Origin of the sequence: Brucella pseudogrignonensis (assembly GCF_032190615.1) — a bacterium.
GTDB classification, from domain to species: domain Bacteria; phylum Pseudomonadota; class Alphaproteobacteria; order Rhizobiales; family Rhizobiaceae; genus Brucella; species Brucella pseudogrignonensis_B.
Genome location: NZ_JAVLAT010000001.1, coordinates 2252252 through 2266005, shown reverse-complemented (window position 1 = coordinate 2266005; position 13754 = coordinate 2252252). Strand labels below are relative to the sequence as shown.

The following is a 13754-nucleotide window of genomic DNA, read 5'->3' as shown; positions in this document are numbered from 1 at the left end:
ATTAAGCCTCGTCGGACTTTTCTTCTGCCTTCTTCTTAGGAGCGGCCTTCTTCTTGGCTGCTGCCTTCTTAGCAGGCTTTGCTTCCGAACCTTCTTCGTCTTCTGCAGTCAGCACTTCCTTCGAAACCTTCTTATCGGTCACGTTGATGTTTGCGAGCAGATGATCAACGACCTTTTCTTCAAAGATCGGTGCACGAAGGTTAGCAACTGCATCCGGCGTCTTGCGCAGGAATTCGTAGATTTCTTTTTCCTGACCTGGGTAGCGACGTACCTGATCGTAAACTGCGCGCTGCAGTTCTTCTTCAGTTACTTCTACGCCAGCCTTTTCGCCGATTTCGGAGAGAACCAGACCGAGACGAACGCGGCGTTCAGCAAGCTTGCGATATTCTTCGCGAGCAGCTTCTTCCGTAGTTTCTTCGTCTTCAAACGTACGACCAGCCTGCTGCAGGTCGAAGTTGATCTGCTGCCAGATGTTGTTGAATTCGGCTTCAACCAGCTTTTCAGGGGTTTCAAAAGCGTAATCGCCATCGAGCGCGTCAAGAATCTGACGCTTTACCTTTTGACGGGTAATCTGGCCGTACTGGCTTTCGATCTGCTCACGAACAACCTGACGCAGACGCTCAAGCGACTCAATGCCGAGCTTCTTTGCAGTTTCGTCGTCGAGAACGAGTTCTCCAGCCTTTTCAACGCCCTTAACAGTGATATCGAAGGTCGCTTCTTTGCCAGCAAGATGTGCTGCGCCGTATTCAGCAGGGAAAGTTACGTTGATAACCTTCTCATCGCCCGCCTTAACGCCAACGAGCTGTTCTTCAAATCCAGGAATGAACTGGTTCGAACCAAGAACGAGCTGAGCGTCGGTGTCTGCGCCGCCTTCAAAGGCTTCGCCGTCGAGCTTGCCGAGATAGTCGATCGTTACGCGATCTTCGTTTTCAGCTTTGCCCTTCTTCGCTTCATAAGTGCGGGTCGAGGAAGCAATGCGCTTAACCTGTTCGTCAACTTCTTCTTCCGAAATGTCGACAACTTCACGGGTTACAGCGATCTTGCTGAAATCCTTGACTTCGATCTTTGGCAGAACTTCGTAAGTCAGCGAGAAAACGAAATCGGCCTTGCCGTCGAGAACCTTTTCAGCTTCTTTTTCGTCTTCCGACATCGAAACGACTGGCTGGGTTGCCGACTTTTCGTTGCGGTCAGCAAGAATCGAGCGCGACGAATCATTGAGGATTTCGTTCACGATCTCTGCCATGAAGGACTTACCGTAGGTCTTGCGCAGGTGCGCAGTTGGCACCTTACCTGGACGGAAACCGTTGATCTTAGCACGACCGCGCGCGGTCTCTAGGCGTTCAGAGAGCTTCGCTTCGAGATCTCCGGCAGGAACCACGACTTTAATCTCGCGCTTCAGCCCTTCATTAAGCGTTTCGGTAACCTGCATGTTCAAACCTTCACTTCTATCATTGTCCCGCCGTTGCCGGCGCTTTTGCCTTGTCGCGGGAGAGAAATTCTTTGCCTTGAGGCAGTTGGTGCGGATAGAGGGACTCGAACCCCCACGGTCTCCCGCCAGAACCTAAATCTGGTGCGTCTACCAATTTCGCCATATCCGCTTCTGAACCGACGTGCACTCCACCGAACACACATTATCGTCTCAGGTATTGAACCGCCTCTCGAAAGCGCGCGTCTCTATAACACTCAATTTTCCCGGTTCAAAGGAAAAAAGCCGTTTTGCAAGATTGATTTTCAGCTCTTTCAAGCCGAAGCGCCTTCGTGCTTTCCGCCCCTATATAGCGATCTTATCGCCTTAGCCAAGCTCTTTTTATTCAAAGCCCGATTAATAGAGCGGCTCTTCGTAAAGTTGGGTTCCTTTATCACGCAAAGCTTTGATTACAGCGGTCCCTGCATCATTCACCGCAACGACCGCAGTGATTTCCAGATCGCGTTGGCTATCCTCAATCACACGCCCCTCGCCCTCAGGAACATAATAACGCTCAATGCCGTAGCGCAAAGTGAGCGTGGCATCTGGATAGTCTGAAATCGCATAGGTCGATTCTCCACGAATCTGCACCTCATCCAAGGCGAGGTCCGTAAAAGGTGTGAAAGATGCGCGCGCCACGTGCCAAATGCCGCCATCACCAGGCTTCAAAGATACATAAACAGTGCGAGAACCATCGACAGGCGACCCATTGATCAACTTGCGGTCAATCGACGTGATGTCATAGCCAAGGATCACATAATCACCACGCATCAGGTCTCGAGGATCAACAGGGCGCGTCTGCAGTACGACCTCATGACCAGAGCGCAGTACAGAGGCGCGTTCCTCAATGCTTGCGTAAAGAATGCCTGTCTGAAGCGCGGCAGCGACAACCGCACCAGCATAAAGCCACTTACTCTTTAATAAGCTCATAGCTTCAACTCCCCTTGGCGCTTTCGTCCGAACCTGTTTTCCATACGGCGGACAAAGGCTGCAAGAAGAAGAACCAGAACACCGGCGATCAGGAAAAAGCCCGATGTACCGATCATTGAGCCGACGGTTGTAAAGGCCAGATAAAGCACTTCAAATGAAAAAGCTGCATAAGCAATCGAACGTAAGCTGCCATTATCCCGCCCGCACAGTGCAAGCGCGCCGACTGCAAGCGCCAGAATGATAATGCCAAAGACAACATCTTGCGTCACGTCTTTGTCGAAGATCGTCGAAAGCATGGTGTCGAGCTGGAGAATACCCAACGCCAGCAATGCAAGCAGCAGCCCGTAAGATGCAAGCGGATGTGCGAAGCGTGTCAGTTTCTGAAGTGGGTCATGTGCGAAAGCATCCGCAAGCATGAAGCCAATGCCAACAATTAACATCATACCGAGAATGAAACGACTCTCGTTCTCAGAATAAAGAAGTGCAGCCCATCCCAAAACAAACAGGCACAATATATGCGCCGCATGTCGAGATTGTGTGAAGCGTGCAGCAATAGCTCCCACCAGAACTAACAAGGGCCCGATCCAGCGATAGCTCAAACTGCCATAATCATTGTCGAAAAAGTAGGTTGAGAGATAAAAGCAAGCGACTGCCGCGCCAAAAGCCGTGAGCACGGAAGAACGAAGAAGGAAGGCCGAGGCAAAAACGCCAACCGCCCAGACGACGGCAGCAGAATGCACATCGCCCGACATATGATACATCTGCCCGACAAGCGCGATACCGGCACCGAATGATGCGGCGGCAATTATATAGAGAGCCTGCGGCAACACAGTATCACCGCGCATCTGCCGCCAGGCACCACCGACATAGCAAACCCATATCAATGCGAAGATCAAGCCGATACGCGCCATGCGCGGCATATCTTGCCAGTTCGCCGCCACCAACATGATGACGGCGGCACCCAGCAAAAGCCCGCCGAGTGTTGCCAGAACCGAACCAAGGCTGAACCGGGGTCCACGTTTTTCAAGGTCAGCGTTCAGTCGCGATGCAGTATCTGCATCAATAAGGCCTTCTTGCTGCCAGCGCGCGACGAGGCGCTCTACTGAAACTGAAAACGACAAAACAACTCCCGAAGAATCTATCCGTTGACGGTATCAACCTACCAAGTGGCTAAGAACATATAGGAAACTCACCAGCCGGCAAACAAATACGTTCTAACCCATTACGGCAATTTTGTGCTTCACCAGTCTAATCGATTTAGAGCGCCGTGCGGAGCCCGCAAAGCAGCTATGCAAACTTGGGTCTGCAAGTAGCGAAAACAATGCGTTATATCATGAGCAACAAACAAGATGAATTGATAATCAGTTCCTCAACGATGAAGGAATACCACCATGAACCTTATCCGCTCTTACAGCAATTGGCGCCGTTACCGCGACACAGTCAACGAGCTTAACCAGCTTTCGACTCGCGAACTCAATGATCTTGGCATTTCCCGCGCAGACATCCCATATGTAGCGCGTCAGTCCAAGGGTCGTTAAGTCTAACGGACTTTAAAACGAATTCAAATTTGCTGGGCCTGAATCCTCCTCCCATCAGGCTCGGCTCGTCGCAAAGCACTCCTCCTCCCAAGCTTTGCGATACTATAGGACCGGACTCTCCTCCTCCCAATTCCGGTCTGACAATAATGGCATCCATCGCACCTCCTCCCGCGATGGATGCCATTAGTTTTTCTGGCACCTGTTTACACTACCGCGACGCTCTTCTCCCATTGAAGGCGGCATGCAAAGGAGGTATGGGATTGCCATGTCAAAAGATACAAATCTCTCCCCCGTACATGTCATCGGCGGCGGCCTCGCTGGATCAGAAGCCGCATGGCAGCTTGCGCAAGCTGGCGTGCCAGTTATTCTGCATGAAATGCGCCCCGTTCGCGGCACCGATGCGCACAAGACAGATAATCTTGCAGAACTGGTTTGTTCCAATTCATTCCGCTCGGACGATGCTGAAACAAATGCTGTTGGCGTGCTTCACGCAGAAATGCGCCTTGCGGGATCGCTGATCATGGCCTGCGCCGATGCCAATCAGGTCCCGGCCGGTGGTGCTTTGGCGGTCGATCGCGATGGCTTTTCGCAGGCTGTGACCGCAAAGCTTGAGGCGCATCCGCTGATCACCATTGAACGCGAAGAAATCACTGGTTTGCCGCCAGAAGAATGGGGGCAGGCAATTGTCGCGACTGGCCCTCTGACGGCGCCTTCATTAGCTGAATCTATTCAGGCACAAACCGGTGCGAATGCTTTGGCATTCTTCGACGCCATCGCGCCGATCGTGCATTTTGATTCGATCAATATGGATGTCTGCTGGTTCCAGTCGCGCTACGACAAGGTTGGCCCAGGCGGCACCGGCAAGGATTACATCAACTGCCCTATGGACAAGGAGCAGTATGAGGCTTTCGTTGCGGCCCTCATCGAAGGCGACACGACAGATTTCAAGGAATGGGAAGGTACGCCCTATTTTGATGGCTGTCTGCCAATCGAAGTCATGGCAGAGCGCGGCGCTGAAACTTTGCGCCATGGCCCGATGAAGCCAATGGGCCTCACCAATGAGCACAATCCGACCGTCAAGGCCTATGCTGTCGTGCAGTTGCGTCAGGACAATGCGCTTGGCACGCTTTACAACATGGTCGGTTTTCAAACGAAGCTGAAATACGGTTCACAGACCGGTATCTTCAAGATGATCCCCGGTCTTGAGAACGCAGAATTTGCCCGTCTTGGCGGCTTGCACCGCAATACCTATCTCAATTCGCCAGTGCTGCTCGATAATGTGCTGCGTCTCAAATCACGCGAAAGCGTGCGTTTTGCAGGCCAGATCACCGGTTGCGAAGGCTATGTCGAATCATCTGCCATTGGTCTTCTGGCTGGGCGTTTCACCGCTGCCGAAAAGCTTTGCAAAACACCAGTCGCGCCACCACTCACCACTGCATTTGGTGCGCTGCTCGGCCACATCACTGGCGGTCACATCGTTGCTGATGATGCAGAGCCGGGCAAGCGTTCGTTCCAACCGATGAATGTGAATTTCGGCCTATTCCCGCCAATCGAAGTGCCAAAAACTGAAGGCAAGCGCCTTCGCGGCAAGGAAAAGACGATTGCGAAAAAGCGTGCTTTGTCTGCACGCGCACTGACCGATTTTAAGGAATGGCTGAGCAACAACGCATAGTTCAGAAATAAAATAAAGATCGATGAGATAAGGCGGTTTTCCTTTTCAGAAAACCGCCTTATTCGTTTAAAAACCAGCTCTAAACATCAGCCATTGTTTTCGTATAGCCGAAAGGTCCGCAACCTGATCGGCGGCCTTGCTGCCCAATCGCTCAATGGCATTGAGATAGGCCGGGACAAGCGCCATAGGCAGAAATGCCGGGCCGAGGCTTTTCGGCAAATCTTTCTTTGCCTTATCAAAAATCGCCAGATGTTCGCGTGCGAGCGCAATCATCACACTGACAACCCGCTCATGAGCAGATTTGTCGTCATTAGCCAGAAATGCTTCACGCGACACGCCAACCGCCTGCAACATATCCGCAGGCACATAAAGCTGTCCGCGACGACGATGAATCGGCAAAAGACGCAACAAGCCAGTAACCGCCTGCGCAACACCTGCGTGGCCGATCGTTTCTGTGTGCGCCTGCGCAGCATTACGATCAAGAATAAGTGTGCCAAGCTGAATCAAAGCAGAAGCGGTTTCTCCGCAATAGCCTTCCAGATCATTCCGGCTTGGCATCGTATCATCATAGAGATCGAAAATACGCGCTTCGCAATAATTATCGAAAGCCACGCGCGGCAGATCATATTTGCTTATCGTCTCGAGCAGTGCTGCTGCCAAAGGATGTGCTTCAGCACTTCCTCGCGCCTCGCCATTGATCAGATCACGCCACCATTGCAGACGCACTTCACCGGGCAATGGCTCATGAACCAGATCGCGAATTCGCGCAATTTCCGCATTGAATGCATAAAGTGCCGCAAGCGCACCCCGCTTTTCTTCCGGCGCATAAAGCACTGAAAGATAACGATCCCGGTCAGCCTCACGCAAAAGCGCCAGGCAATGTTCTTGATTCTGGTTCATCAGTTCAGTCTACCGCAAGCAGCGCAGCTGCAACCGCACGATCTTCCGCAAGCAAAACATTATAAGTACGCACAGCAGCGCCTGTGCTCATCGGATCAGACGAAATACGATGTTCGCGTAGCACAGCGCGTACATCTTCCGGGATTCGGCGCAAATCCATACCCGTACCCACCAGCAGGATTTCGATATCATTCGCCTGTTCCAGAATAGCGCCCAGATCTTTCACCGAAATAATGGGTGGTGTCTGCGGCTTCCAGCCATGAATACCGGATGGCAGGCAAAGGATTGACCCGATATGCGACATATCAGCAAAGCGGAATCCGCCATTGCCATAGGCATCAATCGGTGCGCGGCCCGGAAAATGGGCTTCGCGAATTTCTATACCCTTAGCCATGTCAGAGCATTCCCAGTTCAGATTGAGTCATTAGAAATGCTCTGTCCATTTTTTGCGCACATCTTGTTCCGAAAACCGGTTCCCACTTTTCGGGATGTGCTTTAATTATCCAGATTGAGCGACTGCTCAAGATCATCACTCATTGCATCTCTATCTGCTTCGCGAGGCTTGAGGCCAAACTGAACCAGCAAAGGTGCTGCGATAAAGATCGAAGAGTACGTCGCAACGATAATACCCACGCTCAGCGCCAGTGCGAACATTCGAATATCCGCACCACCAAACATATAGAGCGGAATATGCGCAATGAAAGTCACAAAAGCCGTCGGCAAAGTACGCGACAAGGTTTGATTGATCGAGGCATCGATAATTGCGGGCAATGGTGCACTGCTGTAACGGCGCAGATTTTCACGCACGCGGTCATAGATCACGATAGTATCGTTAAGCGAGTAACCGATGATCGTCAGAACCGCAGCCACACTCCATAGATTGAATTCCATGCGGAAGACAATGAACACGCCCGCCAGAATGATAACGTCGTGAAGTGTTGAAAGAACCGCACCGAGCGCCAGCTGCCAGCGGAATCTCACCCAGACATAAACAAAGATACCAGCGAGCGACAAGAATAGTGCCAGGAGCCCTGCCTGTGAAAGCTGCTCGGATACTGTCGGGCCAACCACTTCAACACGCTGGAACGAATAGTCCTGCTCGAACTCGCCACGCAGTTTCACTGCAACGGTCTGCTCGGCATCGTCACCCACTTCCTGACTGCCGATGATAACAAGAGCTGAGCGTGGCGACTTTGCAGGCAGCACGCGCGCGCTGTCGATATTCAGCTCGCTCATGCGCTCTTCAATATCTGGCAGATCTGCATCACCGCTGCGCGCCTGCAATTCGACCATTGAACCGCCACGGAAATCAATGCCGTAGTTGAAGCCAATGTTGACGAAGAGCGCGACAACGATTGCCGAAGCCAGGACCGAAATCGCAAGCGTTACGAACTGGAGACGCATAAACGGAATATGCGTAACTGTCGGCACCAGTTTCAAACGGCGCTTCGGAATTTCCTTCGGCTTTGCAGTTCGCACCCATTGGGCAATCAGCAAACGCGTGAAGGTCAGTGTCGTGAACAGTGTCGTCAAAATGCCGATTGTAACGGTAAGCGCAAAACCATGAACCGGACCGGACCCCATCAGGAACAGCACGAGTGCTGCAATCATCGTGGTCAAATTGGCGTCAACAATCGTTGAGAGCGCGCGATAAAAGCCAGATTCCATTGCCTGAACGACGGAATAGCCCTTGCGTCTATCTTCTCGAACACGTTCATAAATCAGAATATTGGCGTCAACCGCCATACCGATAATCAGCACGATACCCGCAACGCTCGCAAGCGTAATGGACGCCCCAATCAGTGATATGACAGCAACGAGAATGACCATATTGACGACGAGCGCCACCATGGCAATCACGCCGAGGACGCCATAGGACAGGATCATAAACAGACCGACGAGCAACATTGCGAGCAATGCTGCAGAAACCGCAGCACTCGCATAATCGTCGCCAAGCGCGGATGCAATTGTGCGCTCTTCAAGAACGGTGACAGCCTTAGGTAAAGCACCGGAACGCAGAACAACCGACATATTGTTGGCCGATTGCAAATCAAAAGCGCCGGAAATCTGCAATTCATCGGTATCAAGCGGCTCGTCAACGACAGGTGCGGAAACGACCTGATTATCAACGACGATGGCAAAAGTCTTATCGGTGACCTGAGCGGTCGCGGCTGCGAGAGCGCTGCGCCCCTTCTCATCCAGTGTCAGAGTGATGACAGGTTCATTGTCATCGCCGCCAAGTGTCGCTTTTGCATCGACAACGTCCGCCCCCGTGAAAATTGGCTGTTTTTTTACGAGGTAGCCAACGGGCGGATCGTCAGAAGAATAAATAATCGAGCTATCCGTCGGCGAAGCGCCACCGCGGATAACATCATCAGGCGACATGCTGTCATCGACTGCAAGGAATGAAAGTTCGCCACGAATGCTGAGAATATCTTTTAGAAGCTGGGCGTCGTAGAGGCCCGGAACTTCAACGCGAATACGATTGCGGCCTTCTTCATCAACAATCGGGTTGCCGTAACCCAATTCCTCAAGTCGCTGACGCATAACGTCTTTTGTGCGGTCGACATCGCCTCGGCCAAGATTCTGTACCTGAAGCACAAGGCGTGAACCACCCGACAGATCAAGCCCGAGTGCGACCTGTTTGGTCGGCAGAAAGCCCGGCAGATTAGCCAGAGTTTCACGCGAGAAAAAATTAGGCGATGCAATGATGAAGCTGGCGATAATTGCCAACCAGATCAAAGCCGATTTCCAACGTGAAAAATATAGCATCGGGCAGCAATTCCGTTTCGGCTGGAAGAACTTAAACCGGATGCATAGTGCAGCCGGTTTTGTGGGAAGCGTGCGCTTTACGCAGGCCTCACAATAATGAACAGGCCCCGGTTAGGGAATCCTTATCGGGGCCTGTTCAAATCAAAAATTACTTATTCTTGTTATCAGCGACTGGTTCGCCCTTAACGCGCACTTCCGAAAGAGCGCTGCGCAGAACGCGAATCTTCACGCCTTCAGCAATTTCAACGTCAAGTTCACCATCGTCGTGGACCTTCTGGACCTTACCGACAATGCCGCCACCAGTTACAACTGTATCACCGCGACGAACGGCTGCGAGCATTTCCTGACGCTTCTTCATCTGGGTCCGCTGTGGACGAATGATGAGGAAATACATGATAACGAAAATCAGGACGAAAGGCAGAATGCTCATGAGCATATCTGGCCCCATAGCGCCACCGGAAGCCTGAGCATAAGCTGGTGTTACAAACATTAGTTACTCCTCTGGAAGTCTCAAAAGACAAATTCTTAATGGCATTACAATGGTTAGTGCGCCAATTGCAACCGACGATGGCTTCATGCAGCCATAGCCACACACTTTTCCTGCAGGTTGTTGCATGTTAAGCCATCATCCTCACCATCTGAGGGCATGGAATGACGACCGAAAATATATTAAGCCAGAAACTCGACCGCCTGATCGCGGCCCTGGAACGCATTGCGCCACCGCAGCCAGCAACACCTGATTTTGAATCTGCAAATTGTTTTGTCTGGGCGCCTGAGCGTCTGACGCTTGATGCGGTGAAGCGTGTCAATCGCGTCGATATTGGACTTATCCGTGGCGTCGATCTCGTGCGTGATCAGCTTGTCGATAATACGCGCCGCTTTGCAAAAGGTTATCCGGCTAATAATGTGCTTCTTTGGGGTGCACGCGGCATGGGCAAATCATCGCTCGTCAAGGCAGCACAGGCCAGCGTCAATGCGGAACAGGCCGATAAGCTTCCGCTGAAACTCGTTGAAATTCATCGTGAAGATATCGACAGCCTCCCTGCCCTGATGAAACTCATCAAGGAAACGCCCTATCGCTTCATTCTGTTCTGCGATGATCTGTCATTCGATCACGATGATACATCATACAAGTCGCTCAAAGCCGCACTTGAAGGTGGTGTGGAAGGTCGTCCGGACAATGTGGTTTTCTATGCGACGTCCAATCGTCGTCACCTGATGCCGCGTGACATGATCGATAATGAACGTTCAACGGCGGTCAATCCATCGGAAGCGATTGAAGAAAAAGTGTCGCTGTCTGACCGCTTCGGCCTGTGGCTAGGCTTCCACAAATGTAATCAGGAAGATTATCTGGCGATGGTCGATGGCTATGCTGCCAATTACCAATTGGATTACGATCCAAAGCTATTGCATGCAGAAGCGTTGACATGGTCAACCACACGCGGCAATCGCTCCGGTCGTGTTGCCTGGCAATATATTCAGGATCTGGCTGGCCGACTTGGTAAGGCGATATAAAGCGCATCCCGAAAAGTGTGAGACGTTTTTCGGTCAAGATGCGCGTTAAGAAAAGCCCAATAAAAAAGGCGGGCCTGAGACCCGCCTTTCTTAATTCTTTGATCGAATTTCACTTATGATTCCAAATATTTGGAAGGATTGACCGGCGACGAGTTCTTGCGGACTTCAAAGTGCAGCTTTGGCGATTTCGCGTTGCCGCTCATGCCCGACTTTGCAATATCTTCACCGCGACGAACCTTCTGGCCGCGCTGCACGAGGATCTGGCTGTTATGTCCGTAAACAGTCACAAGGCCATTATCGTGGCGGATCAACACCGTCTGTCCGAATTCCTTCAGACCATCGCCGGAATAGATAACGACGCCATTTTCAGCAGCTTTTACAGGAGTGCCTTCCGGCACCATGATGTCGATACCGTCGTTAACGGAAGTGCCGTCACGCTGACCGAAGCTTGCGAGAACGCGACCGCGAACCGGCCAGCGCATCTGCGAAATCCCGGTCGAAGATGGTGCTGCGGACTGATCCTTCTCAGCATCTTCGATGACTTTATTGCTCGCTGATGGCGGCGTGTAAGGCTTGACGTTTGAAGCTTCATTCGGCGCAACCGAAGCAGTCTGCACTGGAGCTGTGACGGCTGGCTTTACCGGCTGTGGCGATACGGCTGCAACCTGTGTTGCGGCACCCGCTGCAGCGGATGGAATAACAAGATTCTGGCCTACACGGATTGCACCGTTTGAAAGGCCATTCGCCTGCTTCAACTGCTCAATTGGTACATTGTGCTTCTGCGCAATCGAGAAAAGCGAATCACCTGATTTGACGGCATAGCCACCTGCAGCTGTGGCAGCTACTGGTGCTGCAACATGACCGGCAACAGGAATTGGCGCGCCATTTGCAGTTGCTGGCAATTGCCCGAGAACATTCGACTTCGCATTAGCGGCTGCATTGTTTGCAGCACCGGCAGCACTTGCGACCTGCGTTCCGGCATTGTTGACATGGCTCGTTGCCACGTCACGCGCCTGGTTCACCTGATTTTGTGCCTGCGTTGCAGCAGCAGCAACTGGTGCCGAAGACACTGGTGGCAGACTGTTGCGCTGAACCGAACCACTTGAAACAGGTGGCGCCGCGGCTATCGGTGCAGATGCGTAAACATCATTAGCCGGCTGCTGCTGAACAACACGCTGATTAGGCGTGGAACCGGTAAACATGCCATCGGTAAAGCGCATTGTGTCGGCGCTACACCCTGCACCAAATCCGGCAATCAAAACGATCGCTGCATTTCGCAGGAGACGTTCAGACGTATGCTGCAATATTGGAAAACGCATGATCAACTCGCCCAACTCTAGAACTCACTTGGACTCATTAAAACGCGTTAATGTTACTCGCTGGTTAAGAATGGACATTTCTTATAAAAAATATTCACCAATTAGACACCATACGTGCACAAAAACACCACAACACACGGAGCTATAGGCTGCAAAAGCTGAATTTTGCCCGGATTAAGTAGCGAGCAAATTTCTTACAATACCGAGGAAATGCCTTCAATAAATGGCTGATAACGAACAGGCATAATATTGGCCTGTTCAAAACGGCTACCAACTTTCGCAATGCGCGTAACCATCTGGACATCGTCACTCGGGCCGACTGGTGCTACCAGAACGCCATGCGTTGCAAGAAGCTCCACGAAATGACGCGGAATATCTTCGCACGCTAACCAGATTATGATTCGGTCAAATGGCCCACCCGGCATGCCATGGCGACCGTCCGCATGTTTAACCATGATGTTTTCGCGCTTAAGCGTGACAAACTGCTGCAAGGCACGATCACAAAGCTTGCGATAACGCTCAACCGTTGTCACACGGCCCGACAAAATCGACATGACCGCCGCAGTGAAACCAGACCCTGTGCCGATTTCCAAAACACGATGTCCTGGTTCAAGATCAAGTGCTGCGATCACGCGTGCCTGATCGTCGATGCCTTCAATATATTCGCCGCAATCAAGCGGCGCTGTGCGCTGGCTGTAAGCAAGATGCGACCACGCAGAGCCCATAAAGCTCTGACGTGGCGTTGCTTCAATCGCACCAAAAAGGCGGGCATCATTGATGCCACGCGCCCTCATGCGCATAACGAAGGATGCAAATCCTTCCCTGTCCGAAAGCTGCGGGCGTTCAGACACAGCCTGATTCATGCTTCGACCCCCAGAGCTTCAACACCCAGTGCTTTGCTTAGATCTGCACGAACCTTCTGCGCAGTGAGATCAAGCTGAAGTGGTGTAACAGAAATAAAATCACCCTTGATCGCAGCAACATCACTGTCCACCGCAACCTCGGCCTTCGTCCGACCAAATTGCAGCCAGAAATAAGGGAAACCGCGACCATCACGGCGCTCATCAAGACGTGCATCGTGGCTGAGTTTGCCCTGCGCAGTAACGCGCGTGCCTTTGACTTCATCAGGCGCGCAATTCGGGAAATTCAAATTGATCAAAACGCCTTCAGGCCAACCAGCTTCAACCAGCTTTTTGATCAACTCAGGCGCATGCGCTTCTGCGGTTTCCCAAGGCAGAACGCGACGGCCATCATCGTAATCATATTCCTGCGAGAGCGCGATTGCCTTCACGCCGAGAAGTGTGCCTTCCATAGCACCTGCAACAGTGCCGGAGTAAGTCACATCGTCAGCCATGTTGGCACCGGAATTGACACCAGACAGGATAAGGTCAGGCGCTCCCGGCAGTACATGACGCACGCCCATAATAACGCAATCGGTCGGTGTGCCGCGCAGTGCAAAATGACGTTCATCGATCTGGCGCAGACGAAGCGGCTCTGACAGGGTGAGCGAATGCGCAAGACCGCTCTGGTCTGTTTCAGGAGCGACAACCCAGACATCATCTGAGAGCTTGCGTGCGATACGCTCCAGAACTGCGAGGCCTTCAGCGTGGATACCATCATCGTTCGTCAGCAAAATTCGCACG

At 52.1% G+C, this 13754-nt stretch carries 13 protein-coding genes and 1 tRNA gene; 3 read left to right on the top strand and 11 right to left on the bottom strand.

What is annotated here, in order from left to right:
* Nucleotide 1: 1 nt before the first annotated feature.
* The 4 genes from tig to RI570_RS10990 form a co-directional block, all read right to left on the bottom strand.
* Nucleotides 2–1429 carry a trigger factor gene (gene tig / locus RI570_RS11005; RefSeq protein ID WP_313828443.1) on the bottom strand — a complete coding sequence of 476 codons (1428 nt, stop codon included), beginning with the start codon at nucleotides 1427–1429 and terminating at the stop codon, nucleotides 2–4.
* Between the two features lie 86 nt (nucleotides 1430–1515).
* Nucleotides 1516–1598: transfer RNA gene (locus tag RI570_RS11000), tRNA-Leu, on the bottom strand.
* Between the two features lie 224 nt (nucleotides 1599–1822).
* Nucleotides 1823–2395, bottom strand: coding sequence for a GDYXXLXY domain-containing protein (locus tag RI570_RS10995; RefSeq protein ID WP_313828442.1), 573 nt, complete (start codon nucleotides 2393–2395; stop codon nucleotides 1823–1825).
* Nucleotides 2392–3516, bottom strand: coding sequence for a DUF2157 domain-containing protein (locus tag RI570_RS10990; RefSeq protein WP_313828441.1), 1125 nt, complete (start codon nucleotides 3514–3516; stop codon nucleotides 2392–2394). Before RI570_RS10990 ends, RI570_RS10995 begins: the two co-directional genes overlap by 4 nt.
* A gap of 270 nt (nucleotides 3517–3786) precedes the next feature.
* Between RI570_RS10990 and RI570_RS10985 the strand changes: the two genes are divergently transcribed.
* Complete coding sequence (locus RI570_RS10985) at nucleotides 3787–3933, top strand: DUF1127 domain-containing protein (RefSeq protein WP_250039747.1); 147 nt, start codon at nucleotides 3787–3789, stop codon at nucleotides 3931–3933.
* 265 nt (nucleotides 3934–4198) lie between these two features.
* Nucleotides 4199–5605 carry a methylenetetrahydrofolate--tRNA-(uracil(54)-C(5))-methyltransferase (FADH(2)-oxidizing) TrmFO gene (gene trmFO, locus RI570_RS10980; protein WP_313828440.1) on the top strand — a complete coding sequence of 469 codons (1407 nt, stop codon included), beginning with the start codon at nucleotides 4199–4201 and terminating at the stop codon, nucleotides 5603–5605.
* A gap of 66 nt (nucleotides 5606–5671) precedes the next feature.
* On the opposite strand, the gene RI570_RS10975 is transcribed toward trmFO, so the two are convergent.
* The 4 genes from RI570_RS10975 to yajC all read right to left on the bottom strand — a co-directional run bounded on the left by RI570_RS10975 (nucleotide 5672) and on the right by yajC (nucleotide 9767).
* Nucleotides 5672–6505: a phytoene/squalene synthase family protein gene (locus RI570_RS10975; protein WP_313828439.1), complete on the bottom strand. Its 834-nt coding sequence runs from the start codon at nucleotides 6503–6505 to the stop codon at nucleotides 5672–5674.
* Nucleotides 6506–6509: 4 nt separating this feature from the next.
* On the bottom strand, nucleotides 6510–6899 hold the full coding sequence (locus tag RI570_RS10970) for an Mth938-like domain-containing protein (protein ID WP_313828438.1): 390 nt from the start codon (nucleotides 6897–6899) through the stop codon (nucleotides 6510–6512).
* A 101-nt stretch (nucleotides 6900–7000) separates the two neighbouring features.
* Nucleotides 7001–9319 (bottom strand): protein translocase subunit SecDF, encoded by a 2319-nt coding sequence (secDF, locus tag RI570_RS10965; RefSeq protein ID WP_313828632.1) that lies wholly within the window; start codon nucleotides 9317–9319, stop codon nucleotides 7001–7003.
* A gap of 106 nt (nucleotides 9320–9425) precedes the next feature.
* Complete coding sequence (yajC, locus tag RI570_RS10960) at nucleotides 9426–9767, bottom strand: preprotein translocase subunit YajC (protein ID WP_250039739.1); 342 nt, start codon at nucleotides 9765–9767, stop codon at nucleotides 9426–9428.
* Between the two features lie 161 nt (nucleotides 9768–9928).
* Between yajC and RI570_RS10955 the strand changes: the two genes are divergently transcribed.
* Nucleotides 9929–10792 (top strand): ATP-binding protein, encoded by an 864-nt coding sequence (locus tag RI570_RS10955; RefSeq protein WP_313828437.1) that lies wholly within the window; start codon nucleotides 9929–9931, stop codon nucleotides 10790–10792.
* A 113-nt stretch (nucleotides 10793–10905) separates the two neighbouring features.
* Here the strand turns inward: RI570_RS10955 and dipM are convergent, their stop codons facing one another.
* The 3 genes from dipM to surE all read right to left on the bottom strand — a co-directional run bounded on the left by dipM (nucleotide 10906) and on the right by surE (nucleotide 13753).
* Complete coding sequence (dipM, locus tag RI570_RS10950) at nucleotides 10906–12111, bottom strand: cell division endopeptidase DipM (RefSeq protein WP_409558638.1); 1206 nt, start codon at nucleotides 12109–12111, stop codon at nucleotides 10906–10908.
* Nucleotides 12112–12305: 194 nt separating this feature from the next.
* Nucleotides 12306–12974, bottom strand: a complete 669-nt coding sequence (locus tag RI570_RS10945) for a protein-L-isoaspartate(D-aspartate) O-methyltransferase (protein WP_313828435.1) — start codon at nucleotides 12972–12974, stop codon at nucleotides 12306–12308.
* Nucleotides 12971–13753, bottom strand: a complete 783-nt coding sequence (gene surE, locus RI570_RS10940) for a 5'/3'-nucleotidase SurE (RefSeq protein ID WP_313828433.1) — start codon at nucleotides 13751–13753, stop codon at nucleotides 12971–12973. Before surE ends, RI570_RS10945 begins: the two co-directional genes overlap by 4 nt.
* Nucleotide 13754: the final 1 nt, after the last annotated feature.